Source organism: Micromonospora sp. NPDC049301 (genome assembly GCF_040678715.1).
Lineage (GTDB): Bacteria > Actinomycetota > Actinomycetes > Mycobacteriales > Micromonosporaceae > Micromonospora.
This window is the reverse complement of record NZ_JBFAQO010000008.1, coordinates 74,480-94,914: the sequence shown is the minus strand read 5'-3', so window position 1 is coordinate 94,914 and position 20,435 is coordinate 74,480. Positions and strand designations below refer to the sequence as shown.

Here is a 20,435-nt window from a genome sequence, read left to right as displayed (position 1 = left end):
GAGCCAACATGATCACCCGACTTCTCGTGGCCAACCGGGGGGAGATCGCCCGCCGGGTCTTCGCCACCTGCCGGGCGCTCGGTGTGGAGACGGTCGCCGTGCACTCGGACGCGGACGCCGCCGCGCCGTTCGTCGCCGAGGCCGACCAGGCGGTCCGGCTGCCGGGGGACACTCCGGCCGAGACGTACCTGCGGGTCGACCGGATCCTGGACGCGGCCCGCCGCAGCGGCGCGGACGCCGTCCACCCGGGTTACGGCTTCCTCGCCGAGAACGCCGAGTTCGCGGCGGCGGTGATCGACGCCGGGCTGACCTGGGTGGGCCCGCCGGCCAAGGTGATCGCCGCGATGGGTGACAAGCTGGCCGCGAAGGCGCTGCTCGCCGAGGCGGGCGTGCCGATGCTGCCCAGTTGGACCGACACCGACGAGGTCACCGACTTCCCGGTGCTGGTCAAGGCGTCCGCCGGCGGCGGCGGGCGGGGCATGCGGATCGTCCGGGACGCCGCCGGGCTGGCCGAGGCCGTCGCGTCGGCGCGCCGCGAGGCGGCCTCGGCGTTCGGCGACGGCACGGTCTTCATCGAGCGTTACGTCGAGCGCGGCCGGCACGTCGAGGTGCAGATCTTCGGCGACACCCACGGTACGGTCGCCGCTCTCGGTGTCCGCGAGTGCTCGATCCAGCGCCGGCACCAGAAGATCATCGAGGAGGCGCCCGGGGTCATCGGCTCGGAGCTGCGGGAGCGGCTGCACGAGGCGGCGGTGGCCGCCGGGCGCGCGGTCGACTACGTGAGCGCCGGGACGGTGGAGTTCCTGCTGGCACCGACCGGGGAGTTCTACTTCCTGGAGATGAACACCCGTCTCCAGGTGGAGCATCCCGTCACCGAGCTGATCACCCCCGTCGGGCTGGACCTGGTGCGGCTGCAACTGCTGGTGGCCGAGGGCGCGCCGCTGCCCGAGCACGGCTACTACCCCGCCGCGCGGGGTTACGCCATCGAGGTGCGCCTGTGCGCCGAGGAGCCGGCGCAGGGCTGGCGGCCCGCCACGGGCACCCTGCACCGATTCGACGTGCCCGGGGTGGATCGCGAGTTCGGTTGGCTCCAGCGGGCGGGCCTGCGGCTGGACTCCGGCGTGGTGGCGGGCTCGGTGGTGGGCGTGCACTACGACTCGCTGCTGGCCAAGCTGATCGCGGTGGCACCGACCCGGTCCGAAGCGGCCCGGGCCCTGGCGGGCGCGCTGGCCCGTGCCGAGCTGCACGGGGTGGCCACCAACCGCGATCTGCTGGTCCGAGTGCTGCGCAGCCCGGAGTTCGCGGCGGGCGAGATCGACACGGGTTTCCTGGACCGGCACCCGGAGGTCTTCGTCCCCCTGCTCCCCACCGACCAGCGCCCGGTCACCGCCCTCGCCGCGGCGCTGGCCGGCGCCGCCCAGCGCCGGGCGACCGCACCGGTGCTCTCCGGGCTCCCCTCCGGCTGGCGTAACGTGGCCGCCTTCCCCCAGGTCACCCGCTTCGCCGGCCCGGACGGCGACGAGATCGAGATCCGCTACCGCCTGGACCGGACCGGCCGGCTCGCGGACTGGTCCAGCACGCCGGAGACTCCCGGCGGGGTCGAACCGGCTGGCACGCCCACCGTGGTACTGGTCGAGGCCACCCCGGACCGGGTGGTGCTCGACGTCGACGGCGTGCGGCGCGCGTACCGCGTACACCGGGTGGGGTCGCAGATCTTCGTGGACGGCCCGGACGGGGCGGCGAGCCTGGTCGAGCTGCCCCGTTTCCCGCTGCCCACCGCGGAACTGGCGGCCGGGTCGCTGCTCGCGCCGCTGCCCGGCGCGGTGACCCGGGTGCACGTCCAGGTCGGCCAGCACGTCGCGGCCGGCGATCCGCTGCTCACGCTGGAAGCGATGAAGTTGGAACATCCCGTGCTCGCCCCGACCGACGGCGTCGTCGCCGAACTGCCGGTGCCGGCCGGCGGTCAGGTCCGCACCGGCGCCGTGCTGGCCGTGGTCACCACCGAGGAGGACCCCCGATGACCTTCGACCTCACCCCCGAACAGGACCAGCTGCGCGACGCCGTGCGGGCGCTGGGCCGCCGGTACGGCCACGGCTACTTCGTCGAGAAGGCGAAGGCCGGCGAGCACACCACCGAGCTGTGGGCCGATGCCGGCCGGCTCGGCTACCTGGGGGTCAACATCCCCACCGAGTACGGCGGCGGGGGCGGCGGCATCACCGAGCTGGCCATCGTCTGCGAGGAGCTGGCGGCGGCCGGCTGCCCGCTGCTGCTGCTCGTGGTCTCCCCCGCCATCGCGGCCACCGTCATCAACCGGCACGGCACCGAGGAGCAGCGCAAGCGGCACCTGCCCGGCCTCGCCGACGGCTCCCAGAAGATCGTCTTCGCGATCACCGAGCCGGAGGCCGGCTCCAACTTCCACCGGCTCGGCACGGTGGCGCGCCGCGACGGCGACGGCTGGCTGCTCTCCGGCCGCAAGTGCTACATCTCCGGCGTCGACGAGGCGGACCACGTGCTGGTGGTGGCCCGCACCGAGGACGCGTCGAGCGGCAAGCTCAAGCCGGCACTGTTCCTGGTCCCGACCGACGCGGCCGGGCTGACCAGGTCCAAGCTGGACATGGAGATCCTGTCCCCGGAGAACCAGTTCCTGCTCTATCTGGACGACGTACGGGTGCCCGCCGACGCGCCGGTCGGCGAGTCGCTGGACGCCGGGCTGCCGGCGCTCTTCGCCGGCCTCAACCCGGAGCGGATCACCGTCGCCGCGATGGGCGCCGGCACCGGCCGGTACGCCATCGAGCGGGCCAGCGAGTACACCGCCACCCGCAAGGTGTGGGGTGGCCGCAGCATCGGCTCCCACCAGGGGGTGTCGCACCCGCTGGCGCACGCGGCGGTGCAGGTGGAGCTGGCCCGGCTGATGATCCAGAAGGCGGCCACCCTGTACGACGCCGGCCGCGACCTGGAAGCCGGGGTGGCCGGCAACATGGCCAAGTACGCCGCCGGAGAGGCCGCCGCGCTCGCCGTGGACACCGCCGTCCAGGTGCTCGGCGGTGCCGGCATGACCACCGAGTACGGGGTGGCCACCCTGCTCGGGGCGGTACGCGCCGGTCGGATCGCTCCGGTCAGCCGGGAGATGATCCTCAACTTCGTCGCCCAGCACGTCCTCGGCCAGGACAAGTCCTACTGAGCCGCCCGGACGGGTCCGGCCGTCAGCCGGGGGCGCGGCAGGCGGCGTCGATCCGGTGCACCGGGCGGACCCGGCGGCCCAGCCCTTCCAGCAGCGAGTCCTCGACGTGGAAGTCGTGGACGCGCAGCCGGTGTCGGGGCAGCTCCTCCTCGCTGGGGCAGAGCACCTGGGCGCGGACGAGGTCGACCGGCACGTACCGCACGCCGCCCCGCTCCTGGAGGATCACCATGTTGACGTCGTCGGTGGTCACCACGTGCCCCCGTACGTCCTCGGTGGGCCCGTTCTCCACGCCCACGGTGGTGACGGTCAGCGGCAGCACCGGTGTGCTAATCACCGGTAGCGCGGCCCAGACCAGCATGGCCAGCACCGCCACCTCGGTCACCGACGCCAGCGGCCGGATCACCAGCCCCGGCAGCGGCCCGGCGATGAAGAGGGCCAGCAGCGGAGGCACCACGAGGAGCGCCAGCACCAGCCACTCATCGCCCTGCTGCACCGCGTCACGCAGCGTTGGCAGCATCAGCCAGCCGTACCCGGCGAGCACCGCGCCGATCAGCAACAGCCGAGGCACGAGCCGCTCATGCAGTCGCCCGGGGCGCAGCTGGAACGCGGCCGCGAACGCCGGCAACAGCAACGGAAGATAGAGCAACGGCCAGGTGAGCAGGGCGAGCAGGAAGCTGGCCAGCACCACCCAGGCCGGGGTGATGTCGGCCCAGCGGGCGAAGAGCGGGCGGCGACGGGTGCCCGGCGGGAGTCGATCCGCGCTGACCGCCAGCACCGCGCCGAGCGCGAAGACGGCGACCAGCCCGGTGGAGAGCAGCCGGGCCGCCGTGGTCAGGAAGCCGGCGAGCAGGTTGACCGGCCCGACGTTCGCCACCAGCAGCAGCGTGGTCTGGAGTTCGCCGCCGGCCTCCACGCCGAGGCGGAGCACCGAGAAGATCGCGGGTACGCCGACCACGGCCGTCCAGAACGACTGGCTGGCGCGGGCACGCCGCTCCGCCGGATCCCAGCGGACCCGACCGGGCTCGACCTCGGCGACGACCGGCTGGGCGGGTGCGGCGACCGGCACCCCGGCCGGCCAGGCAACTCCGGCCACACCCTGATCGGGCGACGACACTGCGGCCGTACCGTCGATTGTTGGTGCGTCGGCGGGCGCGGACGCGCGGGGCGGCGGGACCGGCCCGTCACCTCCGGTGGCGGTCGGTGCCGCGCTCACTTCGCGGGCGCCTTGTCGTCGAAGTCGACCAGCTTCGGCACCTCCAGCGGCTGCGGCTGCCGCTTCTCGGCCCGCAGCCACGGGCCCAGCGTCCGGTTGTACGCGGTCTGCCAGGGGCTCGCCTCCCCGTCGCGGCCCTGCTCGTAGCTCTTTTGCAGGAAGAACGCGACCAGGTCCCGCAGCGCGGGATCGCCGATCGGCACGCCGACGCCCAGCAGTTCGCTGGTGCCGAACGGCATGTCCACGATCTCGAACTCCTTGGGGAAGCTGGCCAGGAAACCGGCGAGGATCGACTCGTCGGAGCTGACCGCGTCGTACCGGCCCTTCCGGATGCCGTCGACGCAGTCACCGACGTCCTTCACCACGAACGTCCTGACCTGGTGCTTCTCCAGCTCGGCCTCGGTGGTGGAGCCGCCGCTGGTGCAGACCTTGTAGGCCGGGTCGCGCAGGTCCTCGATCGTGCGGATCTTGTCCTTCAGTCGGGTCGGCACCATCACCTCCTGCGTGGTGACGAGGTACGGCCCGGCGAAGCTGACCAACTTCTTGCGGTCCTCGGTCATGGAGAAGCTCGACACCACCAGGTCGACCGTGCCGCCCTGGAGGGCGGGGATCCGGTCCTCGGTGGACACCGACACGAACTCCACCCGCTGGTCGCCCTCGTAGCCGAGCGAGGCGGCCACGTACCGGCCGATCTCGACGTCGAAACCGACGTGCTGACCGTTGCGCAGCTCGCCCATCAGCGGCTCGTTGGTGGCGACGCCGATGCGTAGCTTCGTCTGGCCGTAGATGTGCGTCTCGCGCAGCTTCTCCTGCACGGACGGCAGGTCCGGCTCCTGCCGGCTGTCGCAGCCGGCCGCGGCGGCCAGGGTGAGGGTCAGGGCGACCGCCAGCGTCGTCGCGACCGAGCGGAGCCGGGACTGGGCACTGCTTGCGTTCATGGGCGACCTCGCTGACGGAACCGGCCTGGGGGACACCGAGAGTAGCGGCTTCGGGCCACTCCGTGTGGACGCCGATCGGCCATGTCGGCTGGTCCGGCTGGTGCCGTCGACCGGCACTCCTGGGGCGGCTCCGCGGTTGACAGCGGGCCCCGCGACGACATGCTGGAGGGGTGAGTCGATTGCCCAGGTCCGACGCGCGGACAGTAGCGGTGGTCGCGGGGGTGGGAGCCCTTGCGCTGCTGGTCATGCTGGTCGTCTGGCGCCGGCAGGATTTTCTCGGCGTGGTCCTCGCGTTGCTCTGTGTTCTGCTGACCATGGTCGCCGGGGTGTCCGTGTCCGCTGCCCGGCAGGGCGACGACCCCGAGCCGGTGGACCGTCCGTTCCCCGCCGGGCCGCCCGAGTTGATGCCGTACGGGATCGACGCGGACACCCTCGAAGCCCTGGACAGCCGGGACGCGTTGCGTGCGGTGCGTGACCGGCGGCGCGGGTCGGGCGGGCTCAGCGACCGGTGAGGGTGGGCGCGGTGAGCGCGTCCACGCCCCGCCCGGCCAGGCACCGGTAGGTCCGGTCGACGCTGCCCTCCACCGGCGGCAGCACTTCCAGGTGCCAACCGACCGGCTCGCTGATCCCGGCGGTCAGTCGGAACGTGGTCGCGCTGCACACCTGCCGCACCGGCTCGGCGGCGACCACCTCGTCGTATTCGGCGCCGACCAGCGACACCGGCAGGATGCCCTCGGCGTACGTCTCCCAGGTGTGCCGCCCGTCGCAGGGGACGCGGGCCGCCTCGGCCCGGGTGCCGCGGATGCGCACCGGGCCGAAGCACTCCAGCTCGGGCAGGCACCGGGCACCCTCGGGTAGACCGGTCGGCGCGCCGGCGCCGGTCGTGCAGCCGGGCAGCGGCCCGGTCGCGGGCGCGGCGACCTGGCTGACCGAGGGGGACGGGCCGGGTGGTGGGCCGCTGCCCGCCATCCAGGCGCCGGCGCTGGCGGAGGCGGCCAGCGCGAGCGCCCCGGCACCGCCGAGGAACCAGCGTCGCCAGCGCCGACCGCTGGGCACCGTCGGGTGGACGTCCTCGACCGGGGGGCGGGGCGCCGGCTGGCCGGCGGCGTACGGGCCGGAGTGGACGGTGCCGCCGCCGACCGTTCCGCCGCCGACCGTTCCGCCGCTGATCGGGGCGCCGCTGACCGGGGCCGACGGCGGGCCGAGTGGCAGGCTGGCCAGCAGGTCGTGCAGTTCGAGGGCGGAGGGCCGGTCGGCCGGATCGTTCGCCATGCCGACGCGGAGCACGTCGATCAGCTCGTCCGGCACGCCGGGCAGGTGGGGGACGGGCTGGTTGAACATCTCCAGCACGGTGACGAGGCTGGGGTTGCGCTCGGACTGCCAGCGCGGGGGCCGCCCGTGCATCACCGCGTAGAGGGTGGCGCAGAGCGCGTACACGTCGACGGCCGGCGACGGTGGGCTGTGGTTGAACATCTCCGGCGGCGCGTACGCCGGGGTGAGCACCTCCAGGGTGACCGAGGCGTCCCGGGCCTCGGCCAGCACGGCCAGCCCGAAGTCGGCCAGCACCGCGGAGTTGAAGTGCGAGTAGAGGATGTTCGCCGGCTTCACGTCGCGGTGCAGCACCCCGGCCGCGTGCGAGTGGGCCAGCGCGTCGGCGATCTTCAGGCCGAGGTCCCGTGCCTCCACCGGGCCGAGGGGCGAGGTGCGCATCCGTTCGGCGTACGAGCCGTCGCACAGCTCCATGATCAGGTAGGGGTGCTGGTCGACGGTGACCCCGACGTCGAAGAGGTCCACCACGTGCGGGTGCGACGACATCCGCCCGGCCGCCCGTGCCTCGCGCAGGAAGCGGGCCTGGTCGCGCTCGCTGTCCAGCGTGCGGTTCTCCACCTTGACGGCGACCTCACGGCCCACCGAGATCTGGGTGGCCCGGTAGACGGTCGCGTAACCGCCCCGGGCAAAGACCCGCAAATCAGTCAGACCGGGCACGATCGGCACCGGCAAGCCGCCGGTCGGGGTGTCGGTCACTGCTCGAAAATACCCAACCCTGCCGATGACTCAGCGCACCGCGTCCGCCGGAGCGGCACCGGCGGCGCCAGGGCCCTCCCCGACGTCGCCGGCCACGGCGGTGCCATCGGCCGTCGCAACGGTGGGCTCCGGCGTCGCGCCGAGGCCGGTCGACGCGCCGGCACGGGCGTCCAGGCGCAGGCCGACGGCGGTGGCGAGCGCGCCCAAGCCCTCCCAGAGGGCCACCCCGAAGAACCGGTCGGGGGCGATGTCGGCCAGCACGGCGATGCTGAAAACGGTGAACGTGACCAGCCGGAAGACCACCGTGAACCGGTAGAACGCCCGCCACTCGGTCACCGTGGCGAGCAGGTAGTAGACGCCCATGTTGAACGACGCCATCGAGGACGCCAGCAGGAAGGTGCCGGTGTGGTCACCGACGGCACGGGTGGCCGGCACGTCCAGCCCGAGCATGCGCAGCATCGCCTCCGGCCAGAGCAGCCCGAGCGCACCCATCAGCAGCGCCAGCACGCCGAAGACCGCGATGGTCCAGCCCGCGACGGAACGCGGCAGCTTCATGCAGGCCTCCCCAGGCGCGGCGACGGTCACACTGTGGACCTCACACGGTGTTGACACGCTAGCCGCTCGCTCCGACCACCACATCCCCGAAACCGCCAAAACCGGAACCCCGTCCTGCCGGCCGTCGCACCGTCGTGCCTAACCGGCGGCGAGCCGGGCGCGCAGCGCGTCCGCCGCGGCGCGTTCGCTGCGCTGCTCGGTGGCGTACGCGAGCCGGACCGCCTCGTCCGCCCAGGACAGGGCCTCCGTCGGGCGGCCGCAGGCAGCCAGCGCCTCGGCCAGCACGCTGGCCGCGATCACCTGGCTGCGCACGTCCTCGGCCGGCGCCGTGACCGCCCGCCGAGCCCAGTCCAGCGCCTGATCCCGCTGGCCGTGGGCGAGCAGCGCCGACGCGTACCGGGCCATCGTCTGACGGCGGGAGAAGAGCAGCGACGGCGCGCTCGCGGCGACGGTGGCCACCGGGGCGAGCAACCCGACCGCGGTCGCCGAGTCGCCGGCCGCCAGACGGGCGGTCGCCAGCAGCACCCGAGGTGCGACCTGCGCCGGAGCCTGCGGGTTGTGCGGCTCCACGGCGGTCAGCACCGCCCGGGCCGCCTGCTCGGCGGTCTCGCAGTCGCCCATGTCCAGCGCCACGAACCCCCGCAGCGTGCCGGCCATGCCGGTGAGCAGTGGGTGCGAGGTCCGCTCGGCGTACGCCAGCGCGTCGGTGAGCAGGTCGGCCGCGTGCTCCGGCTCGCCCAGCCCGCGCGCCACCACGGCCCGGACCACCAGCGCGAACCCGCGCCCCCAGTCGTCGGAGGCGGCGGCGAACTCCCGGTACGCCCGGCGGGCCTCCCGGTCCGCCTCGGCCAGGTCGCCCAGCTCGGCGGTGGCGAACGCCGCCACGGCCCGCAGGGTGCCCACCGCCCACGCCTCGCCGACGCGCTCACCGAAGGGCAGGAAGACCCGCGCCAGCCGGCCCGCCTCGCGCAGCCGGCCCGCGAGGAGCCGGGCGAACGCCGTCGTGCCCCGCAGCCACGCCCGCCCGTACGGGTCCTTCAGCTCGGCGAAGAGCCGGGCGGCCCGGCCGAGCACCGCGTCGGTGCCGGCGAAGTCGCCTCGGGTGGTGGTCACCCAGGCCAGGTTCTGCAACGACCAGGCCTGCCCACGCCGGTCCTGCGCGCTGAGGCTGACCTGGTAAGCGGCGGCCAACCGGCTGCTCGCCTGGCTCAGCCGCCCCTCCACGAAGTCGGCCATGCCGAGCCGACGCATCGCCGAGGCCCGCAGGGTGGGCAGCCCGCCAGCCGTGGCCACCTGCAACGCCTCCTGCCAGGCGGCGACGGCCCGCCCCTGGTCGCCGAGGGTCTGCTGAGCCTGCCCGGCGAGCAGCATGGCGCTGGCCCGAGTGGCCTCGTCCCCCGCGTTCGCGGCGATCTTCTCGGCGTAGGCCAGCGCGTCGACGACCCGGCCGATCTGGAGCAGCGCCCGGGCGTGCACCACCCGGTCGGCCGCCGGCACCCCGTCGCGCGCCAGTTCGCCGGCGCGCTCGGCGTACTCCACGGCCAGCGCCGGCTCGCCGGCCGACAGCGACCGGCGGGCGGCCCGGCCCAGCGCGGCGACCCCGAGCGGGACCACCGCGCGGGCCGGAGCGTCCGGGCGCAGCTTGACCGCGTCCGCGAGCGTGGCGGCCCGCTCGACGTGGGTGGCCACGAAGTCGTCGCGGGCCTCGTCGGTGAACCCGCCGGGCGAGCCGGCTGCGGCCTCGTCCCGTGGCGCGGCCCAGTGGGCCAGCGCGGCGTGCCGCTCGGCCAGCTCCGCCTTGCTCACCCCGGCGTACGCGGCCTCCCGCATCAGCGGGGTGGCGAACGCGTAGCCGGTGCGGGTGCGGTGCAGCATCCGGCGTTGCAGCAGCTCCTCGACGGCCCGGTCGAGCTCCACGGCGGCCACCGCCGAGGGCCTGCCGTCGTGGCCGCCGCGCTGCTCGCGCAGCGCCTCCAGCGCGCCGGTCGGCACCGTGTCGCCGATCACCGCGGCGTCGCGCAGCACCGAGCGGGCGTCCGGCGGCAGCGCGTCGATCCGGGCGGCGAGCACGGCGGCGAGGTCCCGGGAGAGCAGCCGGCTGCCCAGCGAGCCGGGCACCAGCCGCCAGCCGGCCGGTGAACCCTGGTCGCGCTCGCCGGAGGCGGCGCGGACGCCACGCGCCGGCTCCACCGTGGTGAGCGCCCCGCGCTCGATCAGCAGGGTGACCAGCTCGGCGAGGTAGAACGGGTTGCCCTGGGCGGTGGCGAGCAGCCGGTCCGCGTCGGCCTGCGGCAGCTTGCCGCCACCGAGGTAGCTGGTGAGCAGCCGGGCCGCGTCGGCGCCGCGCAGCGGCGGCAGGGAGTGGACCTCGGCGTCCGCGACCCGGGTCAGCGCACCGGCGGTGCGGACCAGCTCGGGGCGGCCGAGCAGCAGCACCAGCACCGGGCCGGTGAGCCGGGACAGGGTCAGCCCGAGGGCGCGGATCGTCTCGCCGGTCGCGTCGTGCAGGTCGTCCACCACGATCACCAGCGGCGCCTCCGCAGCGAGCCCGCTGAGCAGGTCGGCGACCGCGTTCGGCACCGCCTCGGCGTCGGCGGTCGGCGCGCCCGCGCCACCCCACTCGCCGTTGTCGGTGCCACCGTGCGCGGCGAGATCGGCGTAGCCGAGCAGAGCGAGCAGCTGGTCGGTGGCGATCGGCGCCGCCTCGCCCCCAGCGCGGGCGAGCCGCTGGCCGAGCCGGCGGAACCGTTCCTCGACCGCCGGCCGGGTCAGCGCGGTGGCCGCGTCGCCGGGCAGACCGACCGCAGCACGGACCAGGTCGGCCAGCGGCGCGAGCCGGCGCCGCTCGCCGAAAGCGGCGCAGCGCACCGAGAGCACCCGGGCGCCGGTGTGCGCGGCGTACCGGCCGGCGCCCACGTCGTACCCGGCGGCGAGCCGTTCCACCTCGGCGGCGAACCGGGACTTGCCGATGCCCGCCTCGGCGGTCATCAGCAGCACCCGCGGGTCACCCTGGTCGATCACCTCGGCGAGCCGGCCCGCGACCCGACCGATCTCGGTCTCCCGGCCCACGTAGGGCGCCTCGTCGCCGAGCCCCGAGCGGGTGCCCGGCGCGTCCAGCAGACCCAGCAGTTCGTACGCCTCGACCGGTTCGCGCTTGCCCTTGAGCCGCAGCGGACGCAGCGCCCGCCACGAGGCCACGTGCCGGGTGGCCGCGGAGGTCCGCCCGCCGGCGTAGACCGCGCCGACCGCGGCGGCGTCGGCCAACCGGGCGGCGGTGTTCACCGTGTCCCCGATGACCGTGTACTCGATGGCGGCCTGGATGCCCGCGATGACGTCACCGGTGTTCAGCCCGACCCGCAGCCCGAGCGGCGCGCCGCCACCCCGCTCGTCGTCGAGCACCCGGCGGACCGCCCGCTGCATGGACAGGGCGGCCCGGACGGCCCGCTCGGCGTCGTCCTCGTGCGCCACCGGCGCGCCGAAGACCGCCATGATCCCGTCACCGGTCAGCTTGTCGACGTGCCCGCCGAAGGTCTTCACCGCTCCGGCGAGGGCGGCGAGCACCCGGTCGGTGACCGCCCCGACGCGTTCCGGGTCGAGATCCTCCGACCAGGAGGTGAATTCCGAGAGGTCGCCGAAGAGCACGGTCACCACCCGGCGCTCGGCCGCCGGCAACGTCGCGGCGGCCGGCAGCGCGGCACCGCAGTTGTGGCAGAACCGCGCGCCGGGAACGGCGACGGTTCCGCACACGGGGCAGGTCACATGTGCTCCAACCCACTGACCCCCGGCTCGGATTCCCCGGTGCCGACCCCCAGGTACTCGAGTTGGGCGCGGACCGACCACTCGGCGGCCCACCAGAGCGAGCGGTCGACGTCCGCGTAGACGGCGGCGACCACGTCTGCGGGGGTGCGGGCGCCCGCGTCGACAGCCGCCCGGACCTGGTCGAGCCGGGCCCGGCGGTGCGCGAGGTAGAACTCGGCGGCGGCGGCGCAGTCGGCCAGCGCCGGGCCGTGCCCGGGCAGCGCCGGGATCCCGGGGTACGCGGTGAGCAGCTCCAGGCTGGTCAGGTAGTCGCCGAGGTGCCCGTCCGGGTGCGCCACCACGGTGGTGCCTCGGCCGAGGATGGTGTCACCGGTGAGCACCACTCGCTCACCGCCGTACGCGACGTGCAGACAGACCGAGTCGGCGGTGTGCCCGGGGGTGGGCACCGGCCGCACCGCGAGGCCGGGAAGGTCCAGCGGCGCCCACGGGGTGGCCAGCGGCTCCGCGCCGATGCTGTGCGCGGGGTCGACGGCGCGCACCGGCACCCCGCCGAGCAGCTCGCTCAGCCGCGGCGCGCCCTCGGTGTGGTCGGGGTGGCCGTGGGTGATCAGAATCAGCCCGATCGGGCCGTGCCCGGCGATCCGGGCCAGGTGCCCCTCGTCCGCCGGCCCCGGGTCGACCACCACGCCGTACTCCGCCGTCGGGGCGCGCAGCACCCAGGTGTTGGTGCCGTCGAGGGTCATCGGACCGGGGTTCGGCGCACGCAGCAGCGTCACCCAGCTCGGCAGCTCGTCGGCGAGCGCCGCCGCCGGCGCCGTCACGTGCCCGCTCATGGCTGCGATCGTACGGCCCCGCCCGCCACACCCCGCGATCTTGCACGTGCGGCCCGTGATTCGTCCCTGTTCTGGGCTTTCATCCGGCCAGGACGTGCACGACCGCGGGGGCGGCGACGCGTCAGGCGACCTCGACGATCAGTTCGATCTCCACCGGGGCGTCCAGGGGCAGTTCGGCCACCCCGACGGCGCTGCGGGCGTGGCGGCCGGCCTCACCGAAGACGGTGCCGAGCAGGTCGGAGGCACCGTTGATCACGGCGGGCTGGCCGGTGAAGCCGGGCGCGGAGGCCACGAAGCCGGTCAGCTTGACCACCTTGACCACGTTCTCCAGGCCGACCAGCGAGTCGACTGCCGCAAGCGCGTTGAGCGCGCACCGCTGGGCCAGATCCTTCGCCTGCTCGGCGGAGATCCCGGCGCCCACCTTGCCGGTCGCCAGGAGCTTCCCGTCGGCGATCGGCAGCTGGCCGGAGACGTACACGTGCTGCCCGGACTGCACGGCCGGCACGTAGCTGGCCACCGGCGGCACCACCTCGGGCAGTTCGAGGCCGAGCTCGGCGAGCTTCGCGTGGGGACCGTTGCTCATGCCTTGGGCCGCTTCAAGTACGCGACCAGCTGGTCCGGGTTGGGCCCAGGGACCACGGCGACGAGTTCCCACCCGTCCTCGCCCCAGTTGTCGAGGATCTGCTTGGTCGCATGGACCAGCAGCGGGACCGTGGAGTATTCCCACTTCTGCATCGCTGAAGGGCTCCCTCTCGGTGCGGACGTATTCGAGGCACAGCCTACGGTCCGCTGGCGGGGCGAGGTGCGGGACGCTGCTCCGGCGCGGCCGGCAGCTCCCCGCAGGGCCCCTCGTGCTCGTACCCCTGGGGGCATCGGGAGCGGTCGGGCAGCAGCAGGTCACAGAAGACGCGGTGCCGGTTGTTCTGGTCGTCGGCGTTGGACACCGTGGTCTCGCCGGCGTCCAGCTCGGGCAGGAAGCCGAGGGACACCGCGACCCGGCCGGCCAGCGCGGTCGCCGCCGCCAGGTCGGGCACCCGGATCGGCAGGTGGATGACGAAGCCCGGCTCCTCGTCTTCCCTCGCCCGCTCGGTGGGGCGACTCGACGTCAGGACCACCTCCGTCGGCTCCGGCACCCGGCGGTACGACCGCTCGTTGACCGGCAGGCTGCCGACCGGCCCGTCGGCCTCGCCCCGGGCCCCGGGCCGGCGCGGCCGGTCGTTGGTCGGGAACTGGGTGCGAGGGATGTTGTCCACGTCGCGCATGCACTTGCCTCCGGTCGTACCTGTCGGATCACGCTTCCGGTTCGGACCTTTCGTCCGCCCGGCCCCCCGCACCCGGGTCGAAGGTAGGTCCGTGGCAGCAGTCCCACCAACAGGACGCGCACGGCCGGTAACCCGGAGTCACATATGCGACACATCGCAGGTGGGAGGCCCGACGGAGCACCCCGCGGGCGATCCCGCCGGCCGGAGCCGTGGCCCACACGGCCCGGCAGGGGCGACACCGACCCGGGGGTTGACCGCTACCCTTCCGGTCGGACGGTCGCGCAGTGCCGGCCACCCGCTCGATCACGCTCGGCGCCAGGGGTGGCGACGGGCGCCGCACCCCCCGGGGGAAAGACATGACCCAACCGCCCAGCGGCGACCAGGCCGGCACTCCCGCGCTCCCGTCGGCCCACCCGGATTCCGCCGGCCCGACCGGCTCGCCGGCCATCCCCGGCCAACCCGCACCCGCAGCGCAGCCCGGCCCGCTCGCACTCCCCGCCGAGCCCACCCGCCCGGCGTCGCCGGCAGGGCCGACCTTCCCCACCCAGGAGGCCTTCCCCGGCCAGCCCGGCGGGGCCGGTGGCGCCGCTCAGCCCGAGGTTCCCGCCGGCCCGACCGCCGCACCGGCCGCGCCGGGCACCTCGGACCCGTCGGCGATCCCGCCGCCCCCGCCCGGCTACCCCGCGTACCCCGGCACCGCTCAGCCCAAGAAGAAGCGCGGGCTGCTGATCGCGGCGATCGCGCTCGTCGTGATCATGGTGCTCTGCGTGGGCGGCGGCGTGGTGGCGTTCCTGACCCTGCGCAACGCCGAGACCGGCGAGGGAGCCAAGGAGCCGGCGGTCGCCGTCGACGAGTTCCTCACCGCGGTCTACAAGGATCGTGACGCGACCAAGGCGGCCAGCCGCGTCTGCGCCGCCTCCCGCGACGACAAGAAGATCGCCGCGAAGGTCGCCGAGGTGCAGAAGTACGCCGCCGAGTACCAGAACCCGCGCTTCCGGTGGACCAGCCCCAAGGTCGACAACCAGACCGGCGAACGGGCCACCGTCTCCACCCGGGTCACCATGACCACGGCCGACGAGAAGGTGGCCGACCAGGATCTGCGCTTCACGGTGGTGCAGAAGTCGGGTTGGTGGGTCTGCGAGGTCGCGTGACCGGCGGGCCTGGATAGGCTCGACGGGTGCGTGCAGCTGAGCGGCCGACCGACCCGGCCGGTACCGGATGGTCGGCCCGCCTCCACGTGGTGACCGGCAAGGGTGGCACCGGCAAGACCAGCGTGGCGGCGGCGCTGGCTCTGGCGCTGGCCGCCGGCGGCCGGCGCACCCTGCTGGTGGAGGTCGAGGGGCGGCAGGGCATCGCCCAGCTCTTCGGCATCGACCCGCTGCCGTACGAGGAGCGGCATCTCGCTGACGCACCGGGTGGCGGCGAGGTGCGCGCGCTGGCGGTGGACGCCGAGGAGGCGTTGCTCGAGTACCTCGACATGTTCTACAAGCTGGGTGCAGCGGGTCGGGCACTGCGCAAGCTCGGGGCGATCGACTTCGCCACCACCATCGCACCGGGCCTGCGCGACGTGCTGCTCACCGGCAAGGTGAAGGAGGCCACCACCCGCACCTCGGGCCAGCGGCGCGCGTACGACGCGGTGGTGCTGGACGCTCCTCCGACCGGGCGGATCGGCCGGTTCCTCAACGTGACGGCCGAGACGGCCCGGCTGGCGAAGGTCGGCCCGATCAAGACCCAGAGCGAGGGGGTCGCGGCGCTGCTGCGGTCCCCGATAACCGCGGTGCACGTGGTCACGCTGTTGGAGGAGATGCCGGTGCAGGAGACGGTGGACGCCATCGCCGACCTGACCGCACTCGGCTTCGGGATCGGGCGGGTGATCGTCAACGGCACGCGGCCGCCGGTGCCCGCCGGTCGGGCGGTCAGCGCGGCCGACCTGAGGCGTGGGCTGGTCGCCGCCGGGCTGCCGGCCGACCGGGACACCGTCGCCGGCCTGCACGACGAGGCGCGCGACCAGCTCATCCGGCGTGAGTTGGAGGATTCACTCCGCGCCGAGCTGGTGGAGCTGGGGCTGCCGATGACAGAGCTGCCGTTGCTGCCCGACGGGGTGGACCGGGCGGGGCTCGCGACCCTGGCCCAGGCTCTCCTGCACGCGGATTGACTCACACCTGAGGTCGGCACCGGCGCACGGACCCACCCGGCCCGATACGCTCGATTGGTGCCTTCCGAAGACGCGGCGCCGCAGCTGGACGTCGACAAGATCCTCGCCGACCCGGGCGTGCGGATCGTCGTGTGCTGCGGTGCCGGCGGGGTGGGAAAGACGACCACGGCCGCCGCGCTGGCGCTGCGGGCCGCCGAGCACCACGGCCGGCGCACGGTGGTGCTCACCATCGACCCGGCCCGCCGGCTGGCCCAGTCGTTGGGCCTGACCGAGCTGGACAACACGCCCCGCCAGGTCAAGGGAATCGACGTCGAAACCAGCGGCGGCGAACTGCACGCCATGATGCTCGACATGAAGCGCACCTTCGACGACGTGGTGCTGCAGCACACCGATCCGGCGAAGGCGGCGGAGATCTTCGCCAACCCCTTCTACCAGGCGATGAGTTCGACCTTCGCCGGCACGCAGGAATACATGGCGATGGAGAAGCTCGGCCAGTTGCACGCCCGGGGCGAGTGGGACCTGATCGTCGTGGACACCCCGCCGTCCCGCTCGGCGCTCGACTTCCTGGACGCACCGGCCCGGCTCTCCCGCTTCCTGGACGGTCGCATGCTGCGACTGCTGCTGGCCCCGGCGCGCAGCGGTGGGCGGAGCATGTTCAGCCTGGTCACGGCCTCGTTCGGGATGTTCTCGAAGGTCGTGCAGAAGGTGCTCGGCGCCCAACTGCTCACTGATCTGTCCGGCTTCGTGGCCGCACTGGACTCGATGTTCGGCGGTTTCCGGCAGCGGGCCGAGCAGACGTACCGCATCCTCCAGGCACGGGAGACGGCCTTCGTGCTGGTCGCGGCGCCGGAGCCGGACGCGGTCCGGGAGGCCGCGTACTTCGCCGGCCGGCTGCGGGAGGAGAACATGCCGCTGGCCGGCCTGGTGCTCAACCGCGTGCACCGGCCGGCGGTGCCGCAGCTGGACGCCGAGCAGAGCCGGGTCGCCGCGGAGCGGCTGACCGAGCTGGGTGGGCACGAGGCCACCGCCGACGTGCTGCGGGCGCACGCCGCACTGGCCCGCCAGGCGGTACGCGAGCAGGAGGTGGCCGCGCGGTTCACCGAGGCGTTCCCGGCGGTGCCGGCGGTGTCGGTGACGGCGCAGCCCGCCGACGTGCACGACGTCGACGGGCTGCGGACGATCGGCGCGGCGATCAGCCGGCCGTGACCGGCGTCAGTTGGCCGCGCTGACGAGAATCTTGTCCTTGCCGGCCTTGTCCTTGCTGTTCTTCTTCATCGCGGCCTCGAACATCTTGCGCCAGCTCGTCACCTGCGGATGACGACGCAGCAGCGCACGCCGTTCGCGTTCGGTCATGCCACCCCACACACCGAACTCGATCCGGTTGTCCAGCGCGTCGGCCAGGCACTCGTACCGAACTGGGCAGCTCCGGCAGATCCGCTTCGCCACGTTCTGTTCGGCGCCCTGTACGAACAACGCGTCCGGGTCCCCGTTCTGACACGCCGCCAGCGACGGCCAGTCAGTGATCATGCCCATGTGTACACGTCCCCCCTTGCAGTACCTACCGACCTCGTTGCACGTCAGCCGGCAATTCCCCCCGATCGCCCGGCTCGCCTTCCCCAAGGCGGCACGAACGACATGTGGCGCTGTCGCCGCCCCCCATCATGCTCTGTAGTCGACTGATTACGCAACGTTGTCGGCGAAATCCATCATTCCGGACACTCCCGGCTTCCCGGGCTCTCGACCGCCGGTTACCCCGCCGAGGTCGACGAAAACGCTGCGCCGCCTCCTTCGATCGGAGGAAACTCACGCCAGGTCACACGCAACCACGCACCGGGGGTCGTGCGTTTAGCACAACGAGGGCAGCGCGCGCAGGAAATGGGGAAACAACGCCCCAGCGCCCCTCGTTCCCTACTCGCGTACCCTGTCGAGGTGACCTGGATGCGGAAACGTGACCACAATGTGCTGACCAACGCCGCATCGCTGCTCGTTTGTGGCCTGTTGGCCGGCGTGGTGGTCGCAGCGGCGGCCTTCCCCGCGGTGGCGATGTCCGGCTTGGCTGCTAAGGCCGGCGCCGAGACATTCGGCGCCCTGCCCACGGAGCTGACGGTGGCCCGCGCGCCACAGATCAGCTACCTGCTGGCCGCGGACGGCAAGACACCGCTAGCGACGATGTACGACGAGAACCGGCGCGACGTGAAGCTCGCCGACATCTCGCCGTACATGCAGAAGGCCATCATCGCGGCCGAGGACCATGACTTCTACAAGCACAACGGCGTCGACATCAACGGTGTCGCCCGCGCGTTCGTGAACAACCAGAACGAGAGCGCCGGCCGGCAGGGCGCCTCGACGCTGACCATGCAGTACGTCCGGCTGGCCATCGCCTACTCGGCCACCCACCCGGCCGACGTGGTCGCGGCGACCGAGGACACCAGCGCCCGCAAGCTCCGTGAGATGCGGCTGGCCCTCCAGGTCGACAAGGAGTTCTCCAAGGAAGAGATCCTCACCCGCTACCTCAACCTCGCCTCGTTCGGCAACGGCGCCTACGGCATCTACGCCGCCAGCCAGGTCTACTTCGGTAAGCCGCCGAGCAAGCTCAAGATCGAGGAAGCGGCGCTGCTGGCCGGCATGGTGAAGGCGCCGACCACCAACGACCCGACCACCAAGGCGGGCTTCCCGCTCGCGCTGGACCGGCGCAACTACGTCATCCAGAACATGCTCGACATCAAGGCCATCACCCAGCAGGAGGCCGACACGGCCAAGGCGACCAAGCTGGTGGTGAAGGACAAGCGCACCCCCAACGGCTGTGTCGCCGCCAACGTCAACGAGTGGGGCTTCTTCTGCGACTACTTCTACCGCTGGTGGATGCAGCAGGAGACGTTCGGCTCGACCTCGTACGACCGGGAGCGGCGGCTGAAGAGCGGCGGCTACACCGTCGTGACCTCGCTCGACGTCCAGGCGCAGAACGGTGCTGACCGGGCGGTCCGCAAGGCCAAGAGCGTGACCAGCAAGGAAGCCGCCATGGTCGCGGTGGTGGAGCCCGGCAGCGGCCGGGTCCGGGCGCTCGCGGTCAACCGGCAGTTCAAGCTGGACGACCCGAAGAACCCGAAGAACAAGATCTCCAGCGATCCGGCGAAGAGCAGGAAGGGCATCCGGGGCAACTACCCGGCGACCGTCAACCCACTGCTCACCGGCGGTGACGGCATCGCCGGCTACCAGGCCGGCTCGACCTTCAAGATCTTCAGCATCGTGGCTGCGCTGGAGAAGGGCATCCCGCTCAGCTACACGATCAACGCGCCGCAGCAGTTCAAGTCGGAATACATCATCGACAGCAGCAGCCCGGCGGCCTGCAAGGGGACGCACTTCTACTGCCCGACCAACTCCGGCCTCAAGGCCGGAGGCGTGCAGACCATGTGGAGCGCCTTCGCCCAGTCGGTCAACACCTACTTCGTGCCGCTCCAGCAGCAGGTCGGCGCGGAGAACGTGGTCGACGCCGCCAAGCGGGCCGGCATCCAGTTCCGGGCCAGCAGCGACGCCAAGTTCGCCGCCACCAAGGACGCCGCCCACCAGTGGGGTGCGTTCACCCTCGGCGTCTCCTCGACCACCCCACTGGACCTGGCCAACGCGTACGCGACCCTCGCGGCGGACGGCAAGTACTGTGAGCCGATTCCGGTGCAGGAGATCCGCGACCCAGAGGGCAAGAAGCTGGACATCGCCAACCCGCGCTGCGAGAAGCGGTTCAGCACCGAGGTGGCCCGGGCCGCCGTCGATGCCGCCCGCTGCCCGGTCGGCGACAACTCCAAGACCAGCAAGTGCGGCGGCAGCCGCACCGCCGCTGTGGTGAAGGGCATCGTCGACGCGCCGGTGGCCGGCAAGTCCGGCACCACCGACTCGGAGAAGACCGCCGCCCTGGTCGCGATGACCAAGCAGTACGCGGTGGCCGGCATCATGGCCGACCCGGACTGGCCGCAGACGAACGTCAAGATGAAGCACAAGGAGAAGGACGGCATCAACCCGCCGGTGTACGAGACGCTGCGGGACGCGATGAAGAACAAGCCGCGGATCCAGTTCGAGCCGCCGGGCCAGAAGATCACCGAAGGTGATCAGCGCAGCATCCCCGACGTGAAGTGCCAGTCGGTGGAGACCGCGCAGTCCCGGCTCAAGGGCGCCGGCTTCGACCCGGTCGTCTCCAGCACGAAGGTGACCTCGACGTGCCCGGCGGGCACCGCGGCCGGCACCAGCCCGGACGGGCGCACCATCAAGGGTGGCGTGGTCACCATCCAGGTCAGCAGCGGCGGCGGAGCTCCCCCGGCGGGTAACACGCCGGGCAACCCGAACCAGCCCGGCGGCCCCAACCGACCCGGCACCGGCCGCCCCGGCGGCTGAGCGACGAGCAGGACGCACGAAACGGGCGGGCACCCTCGGGTGCCCGCCCGTTCGTCTGCCCGGCCACGTCTGTGGTGTCGGGACCGGGGCCATGCGGTGTCAGGATCGCGCGATGTCGGGACCGCGCTGGT

General features: G+C 73.2%; 16 protein-coding genes and 1 pseudogene. 7 read left to right on the top strand and 10 right to left on the bottom strand.

The genetic code is table 11. The features are described from left to right. Positions 1-8: 8 nt before the first annotated feature. Both AB0K07_RS23460 and AB0K07_RS23455 read left to right on the top strand, forming a co-directional pair. Positions 9-2,021 (top strand): biotin carboxylase N-terminal domain-containing protein, encoded by a 2,013-nt coding sequence (locus AB0K07_RS23460; RefSeq protein WP_363757547.1) that lies wholly within the window; start codon positions 9-11, stop codon positions 2,019-2,021. Then, complete coding sequence (locus AB0K07_RS23455) at positions 2,018-3,181, top strand: acyl-CoA dehydrogenase (RefSeq protein ID WP_363757546.1); 1,164 nt, start codon at positions 2,018-2,020, stop codon at positions 3,179-3,181. Before AB0K07_RS23460 ends, AB0K07_RS23455 begins: the two co-directional genes overlap by 4 nt. Before the next feature lie 22 nt (positions 3,182-3,203). Here AB0K07_RS23455 and AB0K07_RS23450 read toward each other — a convergent pair whose 3' ends face one another. Beyond that, on the bottom strand, positions 3,204-4,295 hold the full coding sequence (locus tag AB0K07_RS23450; RefSeq protein WP_363757545.1) for a hypothetical protein: 1,092 nt from the start codon (positions 4,293-4,295) through the stop codon (positions 3,204-3,206). Between the two features lie 95 nt (positions 4,296-4,390). Continuing rightward, positions 4,391-5,332 (bottom strand): transporter substrate-binding domain-containing protein, encoded by a 942-nt coding sequence (locus AB0K07_RS23445; protein ID WP_363757544.1) that lies wholly within the window; start codon positions 5,330-5,332, stop codon positions 4,391-4,393. 221 nt (positions 5,333-5,553) lie between these two features. Here AB0K07_RS23445 and AB0K07_RS23440 point away from each other — a divergent pair, with 221 nt between their 5' ends. Further along, positions 5,554-5,844 (top strand): hypothetical protein, encoded by a 291-nt coding sequence (locus AB0K07_RS23440; RefSeq protein WP_363757543.1) that lies wholly within the window; start codon positions 5,554-5,556, stop codon positions 5,842-5,844. Here AB0K07_RS23440 and AB0K07_RS23435 read toward each other — a convergent pair. The 7 genes from AB0K07_RS23435 to AB0K07_RS23405 form a co-directional block, all read right to left on the bottom strand. Next, entirely contained in the window at positions 5,831-7,357 is a 1,527-nt protein-coding gene (locus tag AB0K07_RS23435; RefSeq protein WP_363757542.1) for a serine/threonine-protein kinase, read from the bottom strand. The genes AB0K07_RS23440 and AB0K07_RS23435 overlap by 14 nt on opposite strands. 30 nt (positions 7,358-7,387) lie before the next feature. Next, positions 7,388-7,912, bottom strand: coding sequence for a hypothetical protein (locus AB0K07_RS23430; protein WP_363757541.1), 525 nt, complete (start codon positions 7,910-7,912; stop codon positions 7,388-7,390). A 138-nt stretch (positions 7,913-8,050) separates the two neighbouring features. Next, entirely contained in the window at positions 8,051-11,671 is a 3,621-nt protein-coding gene (locus AB0K07_RS23425) for an adenylate/guanylate cyclase domain-containing protein (protein ID WP_363757540.1), read from the bottom strand. After that, entirely contained in the window at positions 11,668-12,504 is an 837-nt protein-coding gene (locus AB0K07_RS23420) for an MBL fold metallo-hydrolase (RefSeq protein ID WP_363757538.1), read from the bottom strand. The genes AB0K07_RS23425 and AB0K07_RS23420 overlap by 4 nt, the downstream gene beginning before the upstream one ends. A gap of 121 nt (positions 12,505-12,625) precedes the next feature. Beyond that, positions 12,626-13,087: a RidA family protein gene (locus AB0K07_RS23415; RefSeq protein ID WP_363757537.1), complete on the bottom strand. Its 462-nt coding sequence runs from the start codon at positions 13,085-13,087 to the stop codon at positions 12,626-12,628. Further along, on the bottom strand, positions 13,084-13,239 hold the full coding sequence (locus AB0K07_RS23410; protein ID WP_007466198.1) for a DUF4177 domain-containing protein: 156 nt from the start codon (positions 13,237-13,239) through the stop codon (positions 13,084-13,086). Before AB0K07_RS23410 ends, AB0K07_RS23415 begins: the two co-directional genes overlap by 4 nt. A 44-nt stretch (positions 13,240-13,283) precedes the next feature. Beyond that, positions 13,284-13,766, bottom strand: coding sequence for a hypothetical protein (locus tag AB0K07_RS23405; protein ID WP_363757536.1), 483 nt, complete (start codon positions 13,764-13,766; stop codon positions 13,284-13,286). Positions 13,767-14,464: 698 nt separating this feature from the next. On the opposite strand from AB0K07_RS23405, the pseudogene AB0K07_RS23400 reads away from it, so the two are divergent. The 3 genes and pseudogenes from AB0K07_RS23400 to AB0K07_RS23390 all read left to right on the top strand — a co-directional run. Beyond that, positions 14,465-14,917 (top strand): annotated as a pseudogene (locus AB0K07_RS23400) (hypothetical protein); the annotation flags it as partial. 26 nt (positions 14,918-14,943) lie between these two features. Then, positions 14,944-15,921, top strand: coding sequence for an ArsA-related P-loop ATPase (locus AB0K07_RS23395; protein ID WP_363757535.1), 978 nt, complete (start codon positions 14,944-14,946; stop codon positions 15,919-15,921). A 54-nt stretch (positions 15,922-15,975) separates the two neighbouring features. Further along, positions 15,976-17,127, top strand: coding sequence for an ArsA-related P-loop ATPase (locus AB0K07_RS23390; protein WP_363757534.1), 1,152 nt, complete (start codon positions 15,976-15,978; stop codon positions 17,125-17,127). A gap of 6 nt (positions 17,128-17,133) precedes the next feature. On the opposite strand, the gene AB0K07_RS23385 is transcribed toward AB0K07_RS23390, so the two are convergent. Continuing rightward, positions 17,134-17,454, bottom strand: a complete 321-nt coding sequence (locus AB0K07_RS23385; RefSeq protein ID WP_030328078.1) for a WhiB family transcriptional regulator — start codon at positions 17,452-17,454, stop codon at positions 17,134-17,136. A 405-nt stretch (positions 17,455-17,859) separates the two neighbouring features. On the opposite strand from AB0K07_RS23385, the gene AB0K07_RS23380 reads away from it, so the two are divergent. After that, positions 17,860-20,304 (top strand): transglycosylase domain-containing protein, encoded by a 2,445-nt coding sequence (locus AB0K07_RS23380; RefSeq protein WP_363757533.1) that lies wholly within the window; start codon positions 17,860-17,862, stop codon positions 20,302-20,304. Positions 20,305-20,435: the final 131 nt, after the last annotated feature.

Coding starts and splice junctions, on each gene's coding strand:
- AB0K07_RS23460 (WP_363757547.1), top strand. CDS start 9: ATGATCACCCGACTTCTCGTGGCCAACCGGGGGGAGATCGCCCGCCGG.
- AB0K07_RS23455 (WP_363757546.1), top strand. CDS start 2,018: ATGACCTTCGACCTCACCCCCGAACAGGACCAGCTGCGCGACGCCGTG.
- AB0K07_RS23445 (WP_363757544.1), bottom strand. CDS start 5,332: ATGAACGCAAGCAGTGCCCAGTCCCGGCTCCGCTCGGTCGCGACGACG.
- AB0K07_RS23430 (WP_363757541.1), bottom strand. CDS start 7,912: ATGAAGCTGCCGCGTTCCGTCGCGGGCTGGACCATCGCGGTCTTCGGC.
- AB0K07_RS23420 (WP_363757538.1), bottom strand. CDS start 12,504: ATGAGCGGGCACGTGACGGCGCCGGCGGCGGCGCTCGCCGACGAGCTG.
- AB0K07_RS23415 (WP_363757537.1), bottom strand. CDS start 13,087: ATGAGCAACGGTCCCCACGCGAAGCTCGCCGAGCTCGGCCTCGAACTG.
- AB0K07_RS23410 (WP_007466198.1), bottom strand. CDS start 13,239: ATGCAGAAGTGGGAATACTCCACGGTCCCGCTGCTGGTCCATGCGACC.
- AB0K07_RS23405 (WP_363757536.1), bottom strand. CDS start 13,766: ATGCGCGACGTGGACAACATCCCTCGCACCCAGTTCCCGACCAACGAC.
- AB0K07_RS23385 (WP_030328078.1), bottom strand. CDS start 17,454: ATGGGCATGATCACTGACTGGCCGTCGCTGGCGGCGTGTCAGAACGGG.
- AB0K07_RS23380 (WP_363757533.1), top strand. CDS start 17,860: ATGCGGAAACGTGACCACAATGTGCTGACCAACGCCGCATCGCTGCTC.